The organism is Serratia sp. L9 (assembly GCF_050632285.1).
GTDB lineage: Bacteria > Pseudomonadota > Gammaproteobacteria > Enterobacterales > Enterobacteriaceae > Chania.
The window spans coordinates 5,126,010-5,146,623 of the sequence record NZ_CP192591.1; the positions used below are offsets into that span (position 1 = coordinate 5,126,010).

At 52.7% G+C, this 20,614-nt stretch carries 15 protein-coding genes, 5 tRNA genes and 5 pseudogenes; 11 read left to right on the top strand and 14 right to left on the bottom strand.

The features are described from left to right. Window positions 1-81: 81 nt before the first annotated feature. Entirely contained in the window at window positions 82-225 is a 144-nt protein-coding gene (locus tag ACQ86O_RS24360) for an AcrZ family multidrug efflux pump-associated protein (RefSeq protein ID WP_431223223.1), read from the bottom strand. Between the two features lie 226 nt (window positions 226-451). Between ACQ86O_RS24360 and modE the strand changes: the two genes are divergently transcribed. The 10 genes and pseudogenes from modE to gpmA all read left to right on the top strand — a co-directional run bounded on the left by modE (window position 452) and on the right by gpmA (window position 9,525). Continuing rightward, on the top strand, window positions 452-1,243 hold the full coding sequence (gene modE / locus ACQ86O_RS24365; RefSeq protein ID WP_431223224.1) for a molybdenum-dependent transcriptional regulator: 792 nt from the start codon (window positions 452-454) through the stop codon (window positions 1,241-1,243). A 90-nt stretch (window positions 1,244-1,333) separates the two neighbouring features. Next, on the top strand, window positions 1,334-2,803 hold the full coding sequence (modF, locus tag ACQ86O_RS24370; protein WP_431223225.1) for a molybdate ABC transporter ATP-binding protein ModF: 1,470 nt from the start codon (window positions 1,334-1,336) through the stop codon (window positions 2,801-2,803). A gap of 120 nt (window positions 2,804-2,923) precedes the next feature. Continuing rightward, window positions 2,924-3,262 (top strand): hypothetical protein, encoded by a 339-nt coding sequence (locus ACQ86O_RS24375; protein WP_431223226.1) that lies wholly within the window; start codon window positions 2,924-2,926, stop codon window positions 3,260-3,262. Between the two features lie 12 nt (window positions 3,263-3,274). Further along, entirely contained in the window at window positions 3,275-3,493 is a 219-nt protein-coding gene (locus ACQ86O_RS24380) for a cysteine hydrolase family protein (protein ID WP_431223227.1), read from the top strand. 150 nt (window positions 3,494-3,643) lie between these two features. Beyond that, complete coding sequence (locus ACQ86O_RS24385) at window positions 3,644-4,465, top strand: lysostaphin resistance A-like protein (RefSeq protein ID WP_431223228.1); 822 nt, start codon at window positions 3,644-3,646, stop codon at window positions 4,463-4,465. Window positions 4,466-4,727: 262 nt separating this feature from the next. Then, window positions 4,728-5,776: pseudogene (galT, locus tag ACQ86O_RS24390) on the top strand (galactose-1-phosphate uridylyltransferase). Continuing rightward, window positions 5,776-6,927 (top strand): galactokinase, encoded by a 1,152-nt coding sequence (gene galK, locus ACQ86O_RS24395; RefSeq protein WP_431223229.1) that lies wholly within the window; start codon window positions 5,776-5,778, stop codon window positions 6,925-6,927. Before galT ends, galK begins: the two are co-directional and overlap by 1 nt. Further along, window positions 6,921-7,963 (top strand): annotated as a pseudogene (galM, locus tag ACQ86O_RS24400) (galactose-1-epimerase). The gene galK and the pseudogene galM overlap by 7 nt, the downstream one beginning before the upstream one ends. Window positions 7,964-8,148: 185 nt before the next feature. Continuing rightward, the gene (locus tag ACQ86O_RS24405; protein WP_431223230.1) at window positions 8,149-8,487 is read left to right on the top strand and encodes a PsiF family protein; all 339 of its coding nucleotides are present in this window, start codon (window positions 8,149-8,151) and stop codon (window positions 8,485-8,487) included. Window positions 8,488-8,772: 285 nt separating this feature from the next. Then, a complete protein-coding gene (gpmA, locus tag ACQ86O_RS24410) occupies window positions 8,773-9,525 on the top strand; it encodes a 2,3-diphosphoglycerate-dependent phosphoglycerate mutase (RefSeq protein WP_431223231.1) in 753 nt (250 codons plus the stop codon). Between the two features lie 56 nt (window positions 9,526-9,581). On the opposite strand, the pseudogene ACQ86O_RS24415 reads toward gpmA, so the two are convergent. The 3 genes and pseudogenes from ACQ86O_RS24415 to aroG all read right to left on the bottom strand — a co-directional run bounded on the left by ACQ86O_RS24415 (window position 9,582) and on the right by aroG (window position 13,531). Next, window positions 9,582-10,624, bottom strand: a pseudogene (locus ACQ86O_RS24415) (M48 family metallopeptidase). Window positions 10,625-10,634: 10 nt separating this feature from the next. Continuing rightward, window positions 10,635-11,825: a YjgN family protein gene (locus tag ACQ86O_RS24420; protein ID WP_431223232.1), complete on the bottom strand. Its 1,191-nt coding sequence runs from the start codon at window positions 11,823-11,825 to the stop codon at window positions 10,635-10,637. A gap of 653 nt (window positions 11,826-12,478) precedes the next feature. Further along, window positions 12,479-13,531, bottom strand: coding sequence for a 3-deoxy-7-phosphoheptulonate synthase AroG (gene aroG / locus ACQ86O_RS24425; RefSeq protein WP_431223233.1), 1,053 nt, complete (start codon window positions 13,529-13,531; stop codon window positions 12,479-12,481). Window positions 13,532-13,854: 323 nt separating this feature from the next. On the opposite strand from aroG, the pseudogene zitB reads away from it, so the two are divergent. Next, window positions 13,855-14,816 (top strand): annotated as a pseudogene (zitB, locus tag ACQ86O_RS24430) (CDF family zinc transporter ZitB). Between the two features lie 29 nt (window positions 14,817-14,845). Here the strand turns inward: zitB and pnuC are convergent. The 10 genes and pseudogenes from pnuC to tolB form a co-directional block, all read right to left on the bottom strand. Next, window positions 14,846-15,574: a nicotinamide riboside transporter PnuC gene (gene pnuC / locus ACQ86O_RS24435; protein WP_431223234.1), complete on the bottom strand. Its 729-nt coding sequence runs from the start codon at window positions 15,572-15,574 to the stop codon at window positions 14,846-14,848. A gap of 31 nt (window positions 15,575-15,605) precedes the next feature. Continuing rightward, on the bottom strand, window positions 15,606-16,667 hold the full coding sequence (nadA, locus tag ACQ86O_RS24440; protein ID WP_431223235.1) for a quinolinate synthase NadA: 1,062 nt from the start codon (window positions 16,665-16,667) through the stop codon (window positions 15,606-15,608). Between the two features lie 322 nt (window positions 16,668-16,989). Then, window positions 16,990-17,065, bottom strand: a tRNA-Lys gene (locus tag ACQ86O_RS24445). 166 nt (window positions 17,066-17,231) lie between these two features. Beyond that, window positions 17,232-17,307, bottom strand: a tRNA-Lys gene (locus ACQ86O_RS24450). Window positions 17,308-17,474: 167 nt separating this feature from the next. Beyond that, window positions 17,475-17,550: transfer RNA gene (locus ACQ86O_RS24455), tRNA-Lys, on the bottom strand. Between the two features lie 7 nt (window positions 17,551-17,557). After that, window positions 17,558-17,633 (bottom strand) — tRNA-Val (locus ACQ86O_RS24460). Window positions 17,634-17,677: 44 nt separating this feature from the next. Continuing rightward, window positions 17,678-17,753: transfer RNA gene (locus tag ACQ86O_RS24465), tRNA-Lys, on the bottom strand. Window positions 17,754-17,927: 174 nt separating this feature from the next. After that, window positions 17,928-18,712: pseudogene (gene cpoB / locus ACQ86O_RS24470) on the bottom strand (cell division protein CpoB). A gap of 9 nt (window positions 18,713-18,721) precedes the next feature. Continuing rightward, entirely contained in the window at window positions 18,722-19,231 is a 510-nt protein-coding gene (gene pal, locus ACQ86O_RS24475; RefSeq protein ID WP_431223236.1) for a peptidoglycan-associated lipoprotein Pal, read from the bottom strand. A gap of 44 nt (window positions 19,232-19,275) precedes the next feature. Further along, complete coding sequence (gene tolB / locus ACQ86O_RS24480) at window positions 19,276-20,568, bottom strand: Tol-Pal system beta propeller repeat protein TolB (protein ID WP_431223237.1); 1,293 nt, start codon at window positions 20,566-20,568, stop codon at window positions 19,276-19,278. Between the last annotated feature and the right edge of the window lie 46 nt (window positions 20,569-20,614).

Sequence of the window (20,614 nt, forward strand, 5' to 3'; positions counted from 1 at the left end):
TCATGCGGTTTATCGGCAAACTGGGAGATAACTTGAGAAACGCCCGACCAAATGATATTGGCGGGCATTTGAGAGAGGGGACTAGCTGCGGTTTTCTTTCGGATGGCCGATTTTGGAGAAGACGTTGAACACTTCACCCAAGCCATAAATCAGGCCCAGAATAACCGCCATCACCACCGGCACCATTACCACGGCAAACAACAGACTTTTCAATAATTCTAACATGGTAGCCTCACTTTACTGCCTTTCAAACGGCTGCGTAGGGTTTACTGTAAACCAAAATGCTGGCAAAAACGCGTCTATTTTAACGGCTGCGGGATATTTGTAATCTGCGAAACGTGCTCAGTTGGCGCTTTGAGCCAAATCGGCGACAATAACATTTTTATCCCCCTGTGATTTTCAAGTTACGGCTTGAAAAGCGAATAGGAAAAACGACCAACCGGAGCTAACCATGCAGGCCGAGATCCTTCTCACCCTAAAACTTCAGCAGAAGCTGTTCGCCGATCCACGCCGCATCGCGCTGCTCAAACAGGTGGTGAATACCGGCTCGATCAGTCAGGGAGCCAAACTGGCTGGGATCAGTTACAAAAGCGCCTGGGATGCCATCAACGAAATGAACCAACTGGCCGAACAAACGGTGGTAGAACGCGCTACCGGCGGCAAAGGTGGCGGCGGCGCACAGGTGACGCGTTATGGGCAGCGGTTGATCCAGCTTTACGATCTGCTGGGCCAGATCCAGCAAAAAGCCTTCGACGTCCTGCAGCAGGACAACCTGCCGCTGGACAGTCTGCTGGCGGCTATCTCCCGCTTCTCGTTGCAAACCAGCGCCCGCAACCAGTTCTTCGGCACCGTGATTGAACGTGATCACCAGCAGGTTCAGCAGCATATCAGCCTGTTGCTGGCCGATGGCCGCACCCGTCTGCTCGCTGCCGTAACGCAGCAAAGTGCCGACCGGTTGCAATTGGTGCCGGGTAAAGAAGTGCTGGCACTGATCAAAGCCCCGTGGGTGAAACTAAGCACCGACCCCACCATGACCGGGCTGACAGATAATGTGTTGCCTGGCACCGTCGCCAGTATTCAACCCGGCAGCGATCACAGCGAAATTCTGGTGACGCTCAGCGGCGGGGAAACGCTGTGCGCCACCATCAGCAGTCAGGAATTGGTACAACTGAAGCTCAGCCAGGGCTCAGCGGTGCATGCCTTATTCAATGCCGATCGGGTGATTGTCGCTACGTTGTGTTAAACGCAACGTCACGTTGCAGTATTGCCGATTGACATCTTTTGCCGATGCTCCTATTTCTAAACAAAGTCATTGCGAAACAGGGAATAGAGAATGTCGTCGTTGCAAATTTCACAAGGTTCGTTTCGTTTAAGCGATACCCGCACGCTGGAACTGGACCACTTGAGCATCCGATCTGGCGATAGCTGGGCGTTTGTCGGGGCTAATGGCAGCGGGAAATCAGCCCTGGCCAGGGCATTGTCTGGCGAACTGACGTTGCTGAAAGGCGAGCTTCATGGCGATTTTCACCACGTCGTGCGGATTTCGTTCGAGCAGTTACAAAAACTGGTCAGCGATGAATGGCAGCGCAACAATACCGACCTGTTAAGCCCGGACGAGGACGACACCGGTCGCACCACGGCAGAAATTATTCAAGAAGAAGTCAAAGATGCCAACCGTTGTGCGCAGCTTGCCGCGCAGTTTGGTATCACCCCGTTGCTTTCTCGCCGTTTTAAATACCTGTCTACCGGCGAAACTCGCAAAACCCTGCTTTGTCGTGCCCTGATGCCCCAACCGGATTTGCTCATCCTGGATGAACCTTTCGATGGGCTGGACGCCAACTCACGCGCCCAGCTTGCTATCTTGCTGAACGCACTTTCGCTACAGGGTTATACCTTGGTATTGGTACTCAACCGCTTCGATGAGATCCCGGATTTCATTGAGCAGGTGGGCGTGTTGGCCGATTGTACCCTCACCAGCCAGGGGCCGCGGGAACAGGTGATGGCCGAAGCGCTGATCGCCCAGTTGGCACACAGCGAAAACCTCGAGGGCCTGATGTTGCCTGAAACCGAAGATCCTACCCAGAAGGTTGGCCTGCCAAGCGATCGCCCCCTGATCGTCTTGCGTGATGGCGTGGTGAGTTACAACGATCGCCCGATCCTCAGCCAGTTGAGCTGGCAGGTTAACCCTGGTGAGCATTGGCAGATCGTCGGCCCCAATGGAGCCGGGAAATCAACGTTGCTCAGCCTGATCACTGGCGATCATCCGCAAGGTTACAGTAACGATCTGACGCTGTTTGGCCGCCGACGTGGCAGCGGTGAAACCATCTGGGATATCAAACGCCATATCGGCTACGTCAGCAGCAGCCTGCATCTGGATTATCGCGTCAGCTCCAGCGTGCGTAACGTTATACTTTCCGGCTTCTTTGATTCGATCGGCATCTATCAGGCCGTCTCCGATCGCCAGCAGCAGTTAACTTCTCAGTGGCTGGCATTGCTCGGCCTGGAGAACTCCGCTGATGCGCCGTTCCATGGCCTTTCCTGGGGCCAGCAACGGCTGGCGCTGATTGCCAGGGCGCTGGTTAAACACCCGGCTCTGCTGATCCTGGATGAACCCTTGCAGGGTCTGGATCCGCTTAACCGCCAACTGGTGCGGCGCTTCATCGATGTGCTGATCCAACAAGGTTCGACCCAGTTGCTGTTCGTTTCGCATCATGCAGAAGATGCCCCGCAATGTATCACTCACCGTTTGACCTTCGTTCCTGAAGGGGACGGCTACGGTTATCAGCAAGAGGTATTAGCTTAAGCTGCCGGGATAAGTGCTACAGCGCCTATCCCGGAGACATATCCGGCAACACTTCCTCCACAACGCATCACACTTGGCCTCTTATCATCAAAGGATGCAGAGTTATTTTCTGGAGAAGGTATGTCCGCAGCGCTGATTATTACCGATCTGATTGAAGATCTGGCAGGCCCCAAAGGACGCGCGAACCACTGCCGCGAGCAGCTCATGGCGCGGGATCTGATCGCGCATGTCAATGCTGCAGCGGCCTACGCACGAGTAAGAAAAATTCCGGTGATCTGGTTGCGCACCGGTTTTGCCGATGATTATCACGATATTCCACCCCACTCACCGCTGTTTAACCATTTCAAACATATCGGTGCGCTGCGTTTAAGCAACGGGGGTTGCCACTGGCTGGCCGGGTTGGAAATAAAAGCAGAGGATTTGCAGTACGAAAAAAGCGCTCTCCGCATTCGCCGGTAACAATTTGTTAGCATGGTTACAGCAGCAGCGCCGCCACCATTTGCTGTTGGGGGGATCAGTACGCCGCTGGCAATCGAAAGCACCGCCCGGCACGCGCACGATGCCGGATTCCAGATAACCATTTTGCAAGACCTCTGCGCCGCCCCAACAGAAGAGATCCATCAGCAAAGCCTGGAGACATTGCAAAATCTGGCGGAAGTCAGGCGTTCCCAGGCCTGGATGCAAGGATAAATAGCCGTTTTAGCAGGTTTAACGACTGCCCCGACCTTTGCTGACATAAGCTTGTGCTACTATCCCATTTAGCACTCACTTTACGTGTCATTAACACACCAGATTTTCTGGTATTGAGTGCCGTGTATCTATTTAAAGGGATAGCTAAATATGTGGGGCGTACTTTCGGCTTCGTTGTTTTTTTTGCCATTTAATCGACTGATTGCTTTAGTCGTGCTGGCTGCCGCAGCAGGGATGGGGGTTTACCACCATATCCTGACACCGGTCAGCCTGGCTTGCCTGGGCGTCATTGCCATTGCGGCCTGGCTACATCAGTTATATCACCATCAGCGCGCAGTATCTTTGGCCTTAGAACTGTTTTTGGTTGCCTGCTCAATCGCACTGTTTTATCACCTGATCCCCGGCTTCAATAACCCAGTGATGGTCGATCAGGAAAAGGTAGGCCCTCTCAGCTCGCTTTATTCGATGTATTACAACTTCGATAAGGCACTGGTACCTTTCCTGTTGATTGTCTGTCTGCCAACCTTGTTCAATGCTGGCCAGCCTGACAAGAAAGTGGGAGCCAGCGCCTGGGTGCTGCTGGTGCTCTGCATCCCGGCGGTGCTGATGTTGGCGGTCGCGCTTGGTGGGCTGAAAGTTGAAATGCATCTGCCGCCTTGGATCCTGGCATTTATCATGGCCAACCTGTTTTTCGTCTCTATGGCTGAGGAGGCGTTGTTCCGGGGTTATTTGCAGCAGCGTCTGCGCCAATGGCTGGGGCCTTACCCGGCACTGATTATCACCGCTTTGCTGTTTGGTGCCGCTCATCTGGCCGGGGGCATGCTGATGGTGGCGTTTGCCACGCTGGCCGGGGTGATTTACGGCCTGGCCTGGATGTGGAGCGGCCGCCTGTGGGTGCCAATCGTCTTCCATTTTGGCCTTAACCTTACCCATCTGCTGTTCTTCACTTATCCGCTCTATCAACATCCATAACCCCATATTGGCCGACAGATTTCGCTGTCGGCCAACCTCAGTGAAAACGTTACCACCACCAACGCGTTAAATTTCCCTGTAATGGCTGGCAGCCAAGATACTCAATCAGTGTAAGCGATTCCATTTTTCGCGTTAGATCACCTTTTTATTACCACAGGCATGCTATCTTTCTTACATTATTCTCTAAAATGCACGCGGCTACAGTCAGTAAAAACCCAGTGAAAGCGATTACACTTAGCCCGGCATAGATGAAGGAAGCGTTATGCTCAATTTTAACCCGACCGATCACCCGCATCGCCGTTTTAATCCTCTCACTGGCCAATGGGTGCTGGTTTCACCTCACCGGGCCAAGCGTCCTTGGCAAGGCCAGCAGGAATCTGCCGCGCAGGAAACCCTGCCGACGCACGATCCCGATTGCTTCCTTTGCCCTGGCAATACGCGCGTGACCGGTGATAAAAACCCAGATTATCCGGGTACCTATGTGTTCACTAATGACTTTGCAGCCCTGATGCAAGACACGCCACAGGCCCCTGAAAGCGACGATCCGCTGATACGTTGCCAAAGTGCGCGTGGCACCAGCCGGGTGATCTGCTTTTCCCCGGATCACAGCAAAACCTTGCCCCTACTCTCTCTCCCGCGCTGGAGCAGGTGATCGCCACCTGGCAGGAACAGACTACAGATTTGGGGCGCACCTATCCTTGGGTACAAGTGTTTGAAAACAAAGGTGCCGCGATGGGATGCTCCAATCCTCATCCACACGGTCAGGTTTGGGCTAACAGTTTCCTGCCCAACGAGGCAGAACGTGAAGATCGCCTGCAGCAGGAATATTTCACTCAACACCAAACCGCCATGCTGGTCGATTACGCGCAGCGGGAGCTCGCTGATGGCAGCCGGACGGTAGTCGAAACCGAACATTGGCTGGCCGTGGTGCCCTATTGGGCCGCCTGGCCATTCGAAACCCTGCTGCTTGCGAAAGCTGCCGTGCAACGCCTTACCGATCTCAGCGCCGAGCAAAGCAGCGATCTGGCCATCGCGCTGAAGAAACTCACCAGCCGCTATGACAACCTGTTTCAGTGCTCTTTCCCTTATTCGATGGGCTGGCACGGTGCGCCATTTAACAACGCCGATAACCGCCACTGGCAGTTACATGCCCATTTCTATCCACCACTGCTGCGTTCCGCTACGGTGCGCAAATTTATGGTGGGCTATGAAATGCTGGCAGAAACCCAGCGCGATCTGACCGCAGAACAAGCTGCTGAACGCCTGCGCGCGGTCAGCGATATCCATTATCAACAAGCCGGAGTGAAATAATGAGCCTGAAACAGCATACCCAAACCCTCTTTACTGAACACTTTGGCTACGCACCGACCCTTACAATTCAGGCTCCAGGCCGGGTAAACCTGATTGGCGAGCACACCGATTACAATGACGGCTTTGTGCTTCCCTGCGCCATCGATTACCAGACCGTCATCAGTGGTGCAGCACGTAGCGATCGCCTGATCCGCGTATTGGCGGCCGACTACGAGAATCAGCAGGATCTGTTTTCGTTAGACGAACCGATCGTCAGCCACGCCAATCTGCGCTGGGCCGACTATGTACGTGGCGTGGTGAAACACCTGCAGACACGCAATGCTGATTTTGGCGGTGCCGATCTGGTGATCAGCGGTAATGTGCCGCAAGGGGCCGGGCTGAGCTCATCCGCCTCGCTCGAAGTTGCCGTCGGCCAGGCATTGCAGGCGCTTTATCAATTACCCCTCGACGGCGTTGCACTGGCGCTGAACGGCCAGGAAGCAGAGAACCAGTTTGTCGGCTGTAACTGCGGCATTATGGATCAATTGATTTCAGCACTGGGGAAGAAAGATCACGCCCTGCTGATCGACTGCCGTTCATTGGAAACACGAGCGGTATCAATGCCAGAAAATATTGCCGTGGTTATTATCAACTCCAACGTCAAACGTGGCCTGGTCGACAGCGAATACAACACTCGCCGCAAACAGTGCGAAGAAGCAGCCCGCTTCTTTGGTGTCAAAGCGCTACGTGATGTCAGCCTGGATCTGTTCTTCCCGATCATGGATGAACTGGATCCGATTGTCGCCAAACGGGCGTGCCATGTGATCACCGAAAACGCTCGCACCCTGGCCGCTGCGGATGCCTTAGCCGCTGGCAATCTGAAACTGATGGGGAAACTGATGGCCGAATCACACGCTTCAATGCGTGATAATTTTGAGATAACCGTGCCTCCCATTGATACACTGGTCGAGATTGTCAAAGAGGTGATTGGCGATCGTGGCGGCGTACGTATGACCGGCGGCGGTTTCGGCGGTTGCATCGTGGCGCTGATGCCACAGGAACTGGTGGAGCCGGTGCGAGCGGCGGTGGCTAAAGAATACCCTCTGCAAACCAACGGCCTCAAAGAAACCTTTTATGTATGCCAAGCATCGCAAGGATCTGGCTTATGCTGACCGATACACCCGCAATTGCCCCAGACGGGCAGCCCTTTAATCTTACCACCCTGCGTAATGCCGGGGGTATGACGGTTTCGTTTATGGACTGGGGAGCAACCTGGCTTTCCGCCGTGCTGCCACTGAAATCCGGTGAAAAACGTGAGCTGTTGCTGGGTTGCAAAACGCCGGTAGACTATCTGTATCAGGCCGCTTACCTGGGGGCAACGGTCGGGCGCTACGCCAACCGAATTGCTCATGCCAGCCTGGAGATCGACGGTAAGGCTCATCCGCTGGTAGCCAACCAGGGGGAGCACCAACTGCACGGCGGCCCGAAGGGCTTCCATGCACGCCGCTGGCAGACAGTTGCCCAGGACGAACAGCGGGTGGTCTATCAGCTATGTTCCCCTGACGGTGACCAGGGTTTTCCTGGCAACCTTGACGTAACGCTGACCTATCGGCTCACCGCCGATCATCGGTTGGAAATCGAGTATCAGGCACAGACCGATCGCCCCTGCCCGGTCAATCTGACCAATCATGCCTATTTCAACCTGGACGGTGCCGGACACGATGCCAGGCAACAGCGCTTGCAACTGTTCGCCGACCGCTACCTGCCGGTAGACAGCGAAGGCATCCCCTGTGCCGATCTGACGGCGGTTGCGGGTACCGGTATGGATTTTCGCCAGCCTAAAACCCTGCATCAGGACCTGTTGCGCGATCGCGATCAGCAACGGGTAAAAGGTTATGATCATGCCTATCTGCTTCACCGGACCTGCAACGGGTTGGAAAACCCGGCAGCCCACCTGTGGTCTGCCGATGGCAAAGTTGAAATGACGGTATACACCACTGCGCCAGCGTTGCAGCTGTACAGCGGTAATTATCTGGGGGAACGCCAGCACGCGATGGCGGCACCTATAATAATTACGCCGGGGTGGCCCTGGAAAGCGAGTTCCTGCCCGATAGCCCGCATCATCCACAATGGCCACAGCCCGATTGTTGGCTATATCCGGGCCAGCGTTACCAGAGCGCCACGCATTATCGGTTTATTCCTATCTGACCCGCCACGCCCCTTATCATGCGGTCAGGGGCGTTTTTGTTATAATTGCTTACATTGCATCCGTCGGCAGTGACCTTTCCTTATTCCAAACCCCACACTACTATCAGGCTACCGTGATATGCACAACGCCTTGTGCAGAGTCACAATTTTCGGCCCCAGGCCGGTCAATAGCTGAAGGAACACCTATGCGTCTGATTACTGCACTTCCATTACTGACAGGTTTACTGCTGAGCACCCCTCTGATGGCCGCCGATACCGCAGCAAAAACGCCCTCCCCGGCGCAGGCAGCCCAGCAGAAGCGAATGACCGATTGTAATCAACAGGCCACCACCCAATCGCTGAAGGGCTCTGACCGCACCACCTTTATGAGCACCTGTCTGAAGGCCGAAGGCCACAAAACCGACAAGGCCCTCACCCCGCAGCAGCAGAAAATGAAAGACTGTAACGCCGACGCCGCTAAAAAGAGTCTGAAAGGTGACGAGCGTAAAACCTTCATGAGCAGTTGCCTGAAAAAATCTGCCTGATGGTATTAATTCCTTGGCGCAAATGAGTCAATCTTGTTTGCGCCTTTATCCAACCGCCTCAACAATGCAGCCCGTGCAAAACTCCTCTTATCCTACCGTCAAAAATTGGCTATGGTTAAACACTACACCCAACGGTTATGGGGGGCTGAGCCTTGCCATTCCTGGTATAAAACCCGGCTATTTTAGTGGGTATAGTTAACGGGTATTTCGATTGCCGTGCTATCGGCCGCAGAATATAATGATTTTCGTTATCATTGAACTGTCAGATTATTAAGGAGTTAAGCTATGGCTGTAACTAAGCTGGTTCTGGTGCGCCACGGCGAAAGCCAGTGGAACAACGAAAACCGCTTCACCGGTTGGTATGACGTCGATCTTTCCGACAAAGGCCGTACCGAAGCAAAAGCAGCAGGCAAGCTGTTGAAAGATGAAGGTTTCTCTTTCGATTTCGCTTACACTTCCGTTCTGAAACGTGCTATCCACACCCTGTGGAACATTCTGGACGAGCTGGATCAAGCCTGGCTGCCAACCGAAAAATCCTGGAAACTGAATGAACGCCACTACGGCGCACTGCAAGGCCTGAACAAAGCTGAAACGGCTGAGAAATATGGTGATGAGCAGGTTAAACAATGGCGTCGTGGCTTTGCGGTAACACCGCCAGAACTGACCAGAGAAGATGAACGCTATCCGGGCCACGATCCGCGTTATTCAGCCCTGACCGAAAAAGAGCTGCCACTGACCGAAAGCCTGGCGCTGACTATCGATCGCGTAATCCCCTATTGGGACGAAGAGATCCTGCCACGCATCAAGAGCGGTGAACGCGTTATCGTTGCCGCTCACGGCAACTCCCTGCGTGCATTGGTGAAATACCTGGATAACCTGAGCGAGGACGAAATCCTCGAGCTGAACATCCCAACGGGCGTGCCATTGGTATACGAGTTCGACGAGAACTTTAAGCCAATCAAACGTTATTACCTGGGTAATGCTGACGAGATCGCAGCCAAAGCCGCTGCGGTAGCAAACCAGGGTAAAGCGAAGTAATCCCCTGAGGACAGCAGCCCTCGGCTTTTGGCCGGGGGCTTTTTCACCGATACCGGCTAGTTCTGCTGCGCCTTGATGTCGGCAGCTTCAATAGCCTCCAGCCTGGCCTGCATCTCCGGATGCGTACTTAGCCATTCGGGCACTTTTAATGAAGCCCCCACCCGGGTGCCTGCCGATTGCTGCAATGCGCGATAGATATCTGCCATGGCTGCCAATGAACGCCGTTGAGACCGCATTTCTGCGATTGCCCAATCGTCTGCTTCACGCTCCATGGTGCGGGAGAATTGCATCTCATGCATAAATGAAGCCGATTGCAGCAGCGTATCACCCACACCGCTCACATCACCGGTCATCCACATAAACGTCAGTGCTACCAGGGAAGAACGCACCACCATCCGCATAGGATGACGGTAAGCATGGTGGGCCATTTCATGTAACATCACCGCGGCAAGGCCATCGTCGCCGTTCGCCAGTTTCACCAGATCATCGCTGATCACCAAGGTGCCATCGGGCAGCATAAACGCATTGGCTTCCCCTTCTGACGCCATCAGCTTCAAGCTGAGAGGAGTGCGTTCCTGCTGCATTCGCTCTGGCATCACCTGCAAGAACAGTTTCTGGAGGGCCTGTTGCTTTTCTACGGGCAACTCCGACGGTTTAAACCCCCTTTTTGCAGAAACTGTAACGAATGTTCGCCCAGTGTTTGTTCCGCCGATGTGGGAATGCGTAATGCAATCTCATTGCTTGCCCAGGGAAGCACCAGATAGATATACGCCAAAGTAGAGAGGATGCTCAGTAACAGCGTCAGCAACACACCTCGTTTATAACGCTCTAACCGATGCACCAGGCCTGGCGAACGACGCTGATAAAACCACTGGCGGAATAACGCATCGTCGGCAGGCACAAAGCGCCCGCCGTCGGGAAACGTCAACGCCAGCGGGATACTCCCCAATGATGCCGAAACGCTGACCTGAGGCAGAGAGAAATAGCACCGCTGCGTATCACGTTGCAGCGTGACACCTTCCCCTGCGTCATTCAGCAACAGCCGCGCTGTTTCGCGTGCAGCCCGGCCAGGGCTCTGGTAATAGCCTTCCAGGATCATTGGCCTTTACTCAAAAACTGGCGCCAAGATCGAGTGCCTGTACGACTTCTTCAGCGATGGCATTGTTTGCCGTCTCATGGTGTGCCTGTACGGTCAACAACGACAAATCACCTTCAACCTGAGTGGACTGCGCCATATAACGCGCGTGACGCACTTCGGCCACTGGAGCAGCAAAACCCAGAGAGAAAACAGTGATCAGACTGTTAGTGATCAGTAACCCCATATATGGCAGGGTCTGCATGGAGGAATTCAGTTTAACCTCGCCTTTCAGCGTGGTTTGTTTAAACAGATAGTTCCGCTGCGCCACCATATGGTAACTACTGGAAATCATCGCACCGACCAGGATCACCAATACCATCAGGAACAGGCTGAAGGCATGGCTGATCAACAGTGTGGCAGCCATTTCATCAGACATACCGCCCATTAATGCAAACTGGAATAACGTGGCAAAGAATGAGCCTGCCAGCAGCATTGCAATAACAAAAAACGGCACAAAGATCAGTAAACTAAACAGTGCAAACTTGATATATGCGGCTTTCTTGAGTTCGGCACTAAATGGCGAGTTGCCAAAATGCAGATTGTTCACATACAGATCGTGCTGCAAGGTAGCGATAACGCCGTTGATTACGGCAAACAGCGGCACCAATACCACGATCGACCCGATAGCTAAAGTAATCACACCGCCGATACTTTCTGCATTACTGCCAATAACACCCAATACGATAATAACGGCATATAATCCAAGGATTAACAGCATCGGGCAGAACAGCAGAGCCCAATAGGCGCGCCCGGTTTTACACTGATAATTAAAACGGACACCGCGATAACTGGACATAATCGCGTTATAACGCCAGTTGCGGATAATAAACCAGGGGATCAGCCCTACAAAGATTAATAAGGCCACTACGCCAGCCAGTGGCGCGACAAACAGCAGGACATAGAATATGATCACCCCAACGAGAACCAACAAACGTCCTTTAAGGATTTCTATCGGTTGCGCGTGGTAGTCGAAGCGATCACCGTTCAACTCGGTATTGCCATAAAAATAACGGCGGCGGCGTACCGTTGCCCAGGCAGAATATATACCTAGTGTAATACCAGTCAGCAACAGATTAACCAACCAAATTGAGAAGTACTCGCCACCTTTGCCATGAAATAGCATCTGATGCCGAACATTAGTTTGTGAACTATTATTTTCCATAAACCTTTCATCCTGAAAGAAATATAATCCACCGCTCCTTACCTCTGGATTTCAGGTTGCAATGTTGTTATCTGCAGCTTGAAGGACGACGGGTATAGACTGCTATTTATTAAAAAAGAGCATGGCGGCAGTAAAAAAGCGCATCATCATAATCTCAATAGGTAACCAATCGCAATTAATGTTTTCGTTGGTCGCGATAATAAAATTTCGATTAAGAATTTGCTTATAAAAAACGATTAAGGCTGAGGCTAATAAAAACTATCGCCTCATCTTTACGGGTAGGAATTTTTCCATACAATGACGCAAATACACAGCTTTTAAAATTAATAAAGAGAATAAGTTAAAACGAAAAAACCAATTTATTGGCCCCGCTGCCTCGGGGCCAGGCAGAATACATTTCAAGTTGCAGCCAGGTGCCCAGCAACCTCGTCCCCTGGGGCTCACTTGAGTCAGGGCGGGGATGACAAATCTGTCGGGACAAGTCGGCCAGGAACCGATTCGAATGCCGCAAGCGGCAGCCCGTAGCGGAAATCACCAGGACGGATTTCTCCCAGATTTGAACGCCGTAAACCGCGGCCCGTGAGGGACGAAACCCACGGTTGGGTTTCGTCATCGCAGGTAACAACGCTGCAGCTTGAAAGGCGACGGGCGTATTAGCCGCGACGCGCCTTCACCGCCCCTGCCAATTCACGCAGCACGGATTCGGTGTCTTCCCAACCGATGCAGGCATCGGTCACGCTTTTACCGTAAATCAGCGGCTCGCCACTTTCCAGGTTCTGATTCCCTTCCACCAGATGGCTCTCTATCATCACACCGATAATGGCCTTTTCCCCGTTGCGCAGTTGCTGACAAACATCGGCATTCACTTCCATTTGTTTTTTGAACTGTTTGCTGCTGTTTGCATGGCTGAAATCGATCATCACCTGTGCAGGCAAGCCGGCTTTAACCAGACCGTCTTTCACTTCTTTCACATGGGACGCACTGTAGTTTGGCTCTTTGCCACCGCGCAGAATAATATGACAATCACCATTGCCACTGGTGTTAACAATCGCGGAATGGCCCCATTTTGTCACAGACAGGAAACAGTGCGGTGCGCCAGCGGCGTTGATGGCATCAATCGCCACCTTGATGGTGCCATCCGTCCCATTCTTGAACCCCACCGGGCAGGACAGGCCGGAAGCCAGCTCGCGGTGTACCTGAGATTCTGTGGTACGTGCGCCGATCGCCCCCCAGCTCATCAGATCGCCCAAATATTGCGGGGTGATCATATCAAGGAACTCACCGGCCGCAGGCAAGCCGCTGTCATTGATATCCAACAACAGTTTACGCGCCAGGCGCAGACCTTCGTTAATCTGGAAACTATTGTCCATCTGTGGATCGTTGATCAGACCTTTCCAACCAACGGTAGTACGTGGCTTTTCAAAGTAGACCCGCATCACCACTTCCAGCTCACCGCTGAGCTCCTGACGCAGCTTGAGCAAACGTGCCGCATATTCTTTCGCCGCTTTGGTATCGTGAATAGAACAAGGCCCAATCACCACAAGTAGGCGGTCATCATTGCCGCGTAGAATTTTGTGGATAGCATTACGAGCCTGCGACACCGTTTCTGCTGCCGGCCCAGTGGCTGGAAACTTCTCCAGCAGGGCAACCGGGGGCAGAAGTTCCTTGATCTCTTTAATGCGTAAATCGTCGTTTTGGTAATTCATAGCTTTTCCATTCGGTATCGGTAGGTGTATTGCTCAATGCGTTAATTTCACCAATCTAGCCTGTGGGGCTGGCGCTGTAAATCACCTTTGACAGGGTAATGGCACCAAGTGGATATTCAGCTCTCAATAAGGTTGCCTATAATGGCTAGGTAACAACGCTGCAGCTTGGAAGACAACGGATATAACCCCTACGGATTTCAAGTTGCTGCCAGACGCCTGGCTCCCTCATCCCCTGGAGCTTACTGAAGTGTCAGTGGCTGGGGTGAGACAGCGAAGGTAACACCGCTGCGGCTTGAAAGACGACAGGTTTAAAAGGATAAGTCATGTCTGGATCTACACATGTCCATCTGCCTAAAGACAACAACAGTAAGCGCCTACTAGCCGCATTTTTAGTCACCGTGATTTTTATGGTTGCCGAGGTGGTTGGCGGGCTGCTTTCCGGTTCTCTGGCGCTATTGGCCGACGCCGGGCATATGCTGACGGATGCCGCTGCACTGTTTGTGGCTTTGATGGCGGTACACTTCTCACAACGCAAACCTGATTCTCGCCACACATTCGGCTATCTGCGACTGACCACTCTGGCTGCCTTTCTCAATGCTGCAGCCTTGCTGCTGATCGTCGTATTCATCCTGTGGGAGGCGATACGGCGCTTCTTCGAGCCACAGCCTGTGATGGGTACCCCGATGTTAATCATCGCCGTAGCGGGCCTGCTGGCTAATCTGTTCGCCTTCTGGCTGCTGCATCGGGGCAATGAAGAGAAAAATATCAACGTGCGCGCCGCTGCCCTGCATGTTCTTGGCGATCTGCTAGGTTCGGTAGGGGCCATCGCTGCAGCACTGGTCATTATCACCACCGGCTGGACGCCCATCGACCCGATACTTTCCGTGTTGGTCTCCTGCCTGGTGCTGCACAGCGCCTGGCGGTTGCTCAAAGAGAGTTTTCATGAATTGTTGGAAGGCACGCCGCAGGAAGTGGATATCAACAGGCTGCAAAGGGACCTGTGCCTGAATATTCCGGAGGTGCGCAATATCCATCATGTGCATGTCTGGCAGATTGGTGAACAAAAATTAATGACGCTGCATGCGCAAGTGATCCCCCTCACGATCATGATGGCTTGCTGCGCCATATCCAGGCTTATCTGCTGGAACATTACAAGATTGGCCATGCGACGATTCAAATGGAGTACCAGCATTGCGAGACGCCAGATTGTGGCATCAATCGGGCCCCAGAACCGAGTGAACACTCACATACGGGTTCACATTCCCACCTGGGGCACCACCACTGACATCATAGGGCACACTGCGGTGCCCTGATTCATTGACTTGCCGAGGAAAACGGCTGTGAATGATTCTGCGCGGCACTGCGGATCCACAGCCACGAACCATTCAGCGCAATCAACGTCAGAATAACGTATTCCAATGCCATCGCATATACGCCCTGATAGGCGAAAATGGCCACGCTGATAACGTCTATCACTACCCACAACAGCCAGTTCTCAACGTATTTGCGCGTCATCAGGATCATGGCGACGATGGATAACACCATCATGGTTGAATCCCAGAACGGGAAGGCATCCGGCTGTAGTTCTGGCATTTGTACGTTGAGCCCCAATCCCTGCATGACCGCTACCGCAATCTGTGTCAGGTAGGCAAATACCCGGTCGATATTAAACGTCATCAACGTAATACCAATCACGCATACTGCGCCCCAGGCCAACGCTTTAGGCAGTGGCAACCAGCGGATTTTCAGCTCTGCCTGGTTATCCTGCGTCTGGCGGCTCCAGGCATACCAGCCGTAGATATTGGCGACGAAGAAAAACAGCTGAAGCAACAGGCTGGCATAAAGCTGGATCTGGAAAAAGATCACCGCGAACAGCGTGACGTTTATCAGGCCAAACAGATAGTTGATGATTTTCTCTTTACTGGCATACCAGATGCACAGTAAACCAAATAGCGTGCCGATGGCCTCAATCCACGATAAATCGTAACCGCCCGCGCCAATCGGAATATGAACCAGGATATTGCTGGTACTGAAAAAACTCATCTTGCTTTCCTTATTGCTGGGTTAGCCCGCATCAGGCGTTCCCTTTCACTTGCATCTTCAACTGCGCTGCAAACTCCAGCATACGGTTGAGCGGGAGCAGCGCTTTTTCACGCAGTGCGCCATCAACAAAGATCTCATGCTGCGCGCCGCCCTGCTCCAGCCCTTCGGCAATAGCCTTCAGGCCGTTCATCGCCATCCACGGGCAGTGCGCACAGCTACGGCAGGTTGCGCCTTCACCAGCGGTAGGTGCCTCAAACAGTTCCTTATCCGGAACGGCCTGCTGCATCTTGTAAAAGATACCGCGATCGGTGGCAACTATCAGTTGCTGGTTAGGCAGCGTTGTCGCCGCTTGAATCAGCTGGCTGGTCGAACCTACCGCGTCAGCCAGGCTGACAACCGCCTGCGGTGACTCTGGGTGCACCAATATCGCAGCGTTTGGGTACAAGGCTTTCATACGCATCAGCGCCTGGGTTTTAAATTCGTCATGGACGATACAGGCGCCCTGCCAGCACAACACATCCGCACCGGTTTGCTTTTGTACATAGCTGCCAAGATGGCGATCCGGTGCCCAGATGATTTTTTCCCCCAGGCTGTCGAGATGTTCAATCAGCTCAACTGCAATACTGGAAGTGACCACCCAATCTGCACGCGCCTTGACTGCCGCTGAAGTATTCGCATAAACCACCACCGTGCGATCAGGATGGCTGTCGCAGAAAGCCGCGAACTCTTCCTCGGGGCAACCCAGATCGAGCGAACATTCTGCCTTCAGGGTCGGCATCAGCACCTGTTTTTCCGGGCTGAGGATTTTTGCCGTTTCCCCCATAAAGCGCACCCCGGCAACCAGCAAGGTTGAAGCCGGATGCTGGCTACCAAAACGAGCCATCTCTAGTGAGTCTGCAACGCAGCCACCGGTCTCTTCCGCCAGCGCCTGGATCTCTGGATCGGTATAATAGTGAGCTACCATTACCGCATCACGCTGCTTGAGCAAGGTTTTAATCTTCTGGCGATAAAAAGCCTTCTCTGCCACGTCTAACGGCACCGGTTTCGGCGGGAATGGGTACACCGCCGCGTTGACATCAAACATTTCACTCATCACTTTCATCTCTATGCTAGGCTGTCCGTCTGCCATCCAGGCCTTACTTTGCCTCCAGCAAACACCCTCGTTTTATATACTAAACAAAATACCTAAAATTTAGCTGGAAGTCGCTTTGATTTTCATCTTTTGATGATGTTTGTTTACTGGATTAAAATTTTTGGGGATAATGGCTGGTTCGTCAATTTTAAGCTGGGATGACGCGAAGCTGAAAGCAGCTCCTCGCCCACAAACATCTTTGCGTATGCCACATTGGCAGGCTGCACGATAGTACGGAGAGCAGATGCGAAAAAAGCGCCAAAAGGCGCTTTTCTCTGAAGAGTGGTGGGTCGTGCAGGATTCGAACCTGCGACCAATTGATTAAAAGTCAACTGCTCTACCAACTGAGCTAACGACCCACTGATGTGGTTTACTGCTTAATGCGAGAGCAACGAGAAGGCACTCAGTTGCAATTTACGGTGGGTCGCGCAGGATTAGCGGCTAATGCCGGGTCTCGCTTCGCTCGGCCAGAACCTCTTACGGTTCTTATCCTTCACGATTTGACTCACTGCTACGCCATAAAATTGGTGGGTCGTGCAGGATTCGAACCTGCGACCAATTGATTAAAAGTCAACTGCTCTACCAACTGAGCTAACGACCCACTGGCGTGGTTTACTGCGAGATGCAAGAGCAACGAGAAGGGACTCGGCTGCAATTTATGGTGGGCCGTGCAGGATTAGCGGTTAACGCCTGGTCTCGCTTCGCTCGGTTCGAACCTCTTACGGTTCCCAACCTTCACGATTTGACTCACTACTACATCTTAAAAATTGGTGGGTCGTGCAGGATTCGAACCTGCGACCAATTGATTAAAAGTCAACTGCTCTACCAACTGAGCTAACGACCCACTGTCGTGGTGGGTGATGACGGGCTCGAACCGCCGACCCCCTCCGTGTAAAGGAGATGCTCTACCAACTGAGCTAATCACCCACTGTCGTGGTTACTGCTTTACTGCTTACCAATTCATTAAGAATTGGTGGGTCGTGCAGGATTCGAACCTGCGACCAATTGATTAAAAGTCAACTGCTCTACCAACTGAGCTAACGACCCAATTTCCTTGCTGCTTTAACACCTTGCAAGATGTCTTGGCAACGGCGGCATATATTACTAATTTATCTCAGCAGCGCAACCTAAATTTTGGCTCGATGGGTTTAACTGCTTGTTCTTCACGCGAATGAGCCCAGAATTCAGTCAAATCGACCAACTTCTGGGCTCACTTTTTATCTACAGACTGGCTTCGCGTTTTTTTGCCTGCTTGGCTGCATCGCTAGTCGGGTATGATTTTATCACCTGCTGGTAAACGGCTTTGGCTTTATCCGCCTGGCCCTTTTCCTGCATGATCACCCCAACTTTATACATTGCGTCTGGAGCCTTGGGCGATTTTGGATAATTCTTCACCACCACCGCATAATAGTAAGCCGCATCCTCCTTTTTACCTTTGTTGTAGAACAACTGCCCCAGCCAGTAGTTGGCATTAGGAAGGTATGTGGATTTTGGATATTGCTTTATAAAAGACTGGAAAGCGGTGATCGCCTGGTCATACTGCTTTTTTCCAACGCCAGTGACACAGCGGCGTTGTAATCGCTGTTCTCGTCGCCCGTACTCGCCGGAGCGGCTGCCGAACCCTCAGGGGCACTGCCAGCGCTGTCAGATGCTGCGGCGGCAGTTGCTGCTGCACCTGAAGAATTCTGTGCGCCACCCTGGCTTAGGCTATCCATCTGTTGATAGATCTGTTTCTGGCGTTCAACCACTTGATTCAACTGATACTGACTTTCCTGGATCTGCCCACGAAGTGTATCGATATCACGTTGGTTATCAGAGAGTTGTTGCTGGAGTTGGTTTAAAAGCTGGCCCTGAGCATTACTGATACGCTCAAGGGAGGTGACACGGTCTTCGACCGAGCCGGAGCCGACATTACTGATTGGCGCTTGGGCAGTAGCGGCCCATGGGACCGCTACGCCAACCAGTAACGACAGACTCAATAGGTGACGTCTGAAGTTACTGTTCATGCAATTCTCTTAGTAAACCAGAACGGCACGACGGTTTTTAGCATAAGCCGCTTCGTCGTGGCCCAGTACTGCTGGCTTTTCTTTACCGTAAGAAACGATAGAGATCTGGTCAGCGGAAACGCCTTTGCCTTGCAGGTACATTTTAACTGCGTTAGCACGACGCTCGCCCAGAGCAATGTTGTATTCCGGCGTACCGCGCTCATCCGCATGACCTTCAATAGTCACTTTGTAAGATGGGTTGCTACGCAGGAATGCAGCGTGAGCATCCAGCATCTGAGCAAACTCAGAGCTGACGTCATATTTGTCCAGACCGAAGTAAACAATGTTGTTCTTCTGCAGTTCTTGCATCTGCAGACGAGCTTGTTCTTCAGAAGACAGGTTGCTGCTGCCGTTTTCTGTACCAGTGCCAGCGCCCATACCAGATTGGTCGTTGTTTGCGCTTTTGTTAGAACTACAAGCTGCTACCGCCAGAACTGGCAGTGCCAGCAGAAGCCCTTTCAGCACTTTGTTCAGTTGCATTTCTTTGATCCTTTTATAGTTTGCCATACATATTTACACATGCATCACAGATACGGCGACCAGGCAGGGAATTTGACCTGTCCATCAGTTGCCGGAAGACGCGCTTTGAAACGCCCATCAGTCGATACCAACTGCAGCACGGAGCCCATACCTTGCGTGGAGCTATAGATCACCATGGTGCCGTTTGGTGCGATACTAGGCGTTTCGTCCAGGAAAGTATCCGTTAAAACTTGAACGGCTCCCGATCCGAGATCTTGTTTGGAAATGTGCTGAACACCATTGTTGGAGCTCACCATCACCAGGAACTTACCGTCGAAACTCACATCAGAATCCTGATTCTGGGCACCTTCCCAGGTCAGACGTTGTGGAGCACCGCCGTTTGCATTGATTTTATAAATCTGAGGACGCCCGCCCTGGTCGGAGGTATAAGCCAGAGACTGGCCATCCGGGAACCAGCTAGGTTCGGTATTGTTGCTGCGGCCATCGGTAACCTGGCTAATCTGGCCAGAAGCCAGGTTCATCACATACAGGTTCAGGCTGCCGGTTTTGGACAGCGCGAAAGCCAGACGGGTGCCATCCGGGGAGAACGCTGGCGCACCGTTGTGACGTGGGAATGAGGCAACCTGACGGATAGCACCGTTAGCCAGCGTCTGAATCACCAGTGCTGACTGACCGCTTTCGAAGGTCACATAAGCCAATTTGCTGCCATCTGGAGACCAGGCTGGCGACATCAGTGGTTCAGGTGAACGGTGCACGGTAAACTGGTTATAGCCGTCATAATCCGCTACGCGCAGTTCATACGGGAATTTCCCGCCATTGGTCTGCACCACATAAGCGATGCGGGTACGGAACGCGCCCTTGATACCGGTCAGTTTTTCAAACACTTCATCGCTGGCGGTGTGGGCAGAATAACGTAACCACTGCTTGGTCACTTTATACTGGTTTTGCGCCAATACGGTGCCTGGAGAACCTGAAGTATCCACCAGTTGGTAGGAGATCAGATAACTGCCATCGGCACCAGGTTGAACCTGGCCAACCACTACGGCATCGATACCCAACGCAGTCCAGGCAGCCGGAGTCACTTCAGACGCGGTAGTCGGTTGCTGCGGCATCCGCGCCACGTCAATGGGGTTGAATTTACCACTGTTACGCAAGTCTGCGCCGACAATCTGGCCAATATCTTCTGGAGGCGTGCCTGGACCCGCCCATTTAAACGGCACCACACCAATCGGGCGAGCAGAGTCGACCCCCTGGGTGATTTCGATGCGAACCTCCGCATGCAGCACGGATGCCCACAGTACTAAAAAACCTAACGCTACTCGAAATGCCTGCTTCATCTCATCTCCCTTATCCAGGCGGGATGCCTGCGATAATTTAGCAGAA

Excerpts from the sequence above, each read along its gene's own strand:
- ACQ86O_RS24375 (WP_431223226.1), top strand. The coding sequence starts at position 2,924 with ATGTCCGCAGCGCTGATTATTACCGATCTGATTGAAGATCTGGCAGGC.
- ACQ86O_RS24360 (WP_431223223.1), bottom strand. The coding sequence starts at position 225 with ATGTTAGAATTATTGAAAAGTCTGTTGTTTGCCGTGGTAATGGTGCCG.
- ACQ86O_RS24385 (WP_431223228.1), top strand. The coding sequence starts at position 3,644 with ATGTGGGGCGTACTTTCGGCTTCGTTGTTTTTTTTGCCATTTAATCGA.
- ACQ86O_RS24420 (WP_431223232.1), bottom strand. The coding sequence starts at position 11,825 with ATGGAAAATAATAGTTCACAAACTAATGTTCGGCATCAGATGCTATTT.
- modE (WP_431223224.1), top strand. The coding sequence starts at position 452 with ATGCAGGCCGAGATCCTTCTCACCCTAAAACTTCAGCAGAAGCTGTTC.
- tolB (WP_431223237.1), bottom strand. The coding sequence starts at position 20,568 with ATGAAGCAGGCATTTCGAGTAGCGTTAGGTTTTTTAGTACTGTGGGCA.
- nadA (WP_431223235.1), bottom strand. The coding sequence starts at position 16,667 with ATGAGTGAAATGTTTGATGTCAACGCGGCGGTGTACCCATTCCCGCCG.
- modF (WP_431223225.1), top strand. The coding sequence starts at position 1,334 with ATGTCGTCGTTGCAAATTTCACAAGGTTCGTTTCGTTTAAGCGATACC.
- ACQ86O_RS24405 (WP_431223230.1), top strand. The coding sequence starts at position 8,149 with ATGCGTCTGATTACTGCACTTCCATTACTGACAGGTTTACTGCTGAGC.
- ACQ86O_RS24380 (WP_431223227.1), top strand. The coding sequence starts at position 3,275 with ATGGTTACAGCAGCAGCGCCGCCACCATTTGCTGTTGGGGGGATCAGT.
- pnuC (WP_431223234.1), bottom strand. The coding sequence starts at position 15,574 with ATGAGTTTTTTCAGTACCAGCAATATCCTGGTTCATATTCCGATTGGC.
- aroG (WP_431223233.1), bottom strand. The coding sequence starts at position 13,531 with ATGAATTACCAAAACGACGATTTACGCATTAAAGAGATCAAGGAACTT.
- gpmA (WP_431223231.1), top strand. The coding sequence starts at position 8,773 with ATGGCTGTAACTAAGCTGGTTCTGGTGCGCCACGGCGAAAGCCAGTGG.
- galK (WP_431223229.1), top strand. The coding sequence starts at position 5,776 with ATGAGCCTGAAACAGCATACCCAAACCCTCTTTACTGAACACTTTGGC.
- pal (WP_431223236.1), bottom strand. The coding sequence starts at position 19,231 with ATGCAACTGAACAAAGTGCTGAAAGGGCTTCTGCTGGCACTGCCAGTT.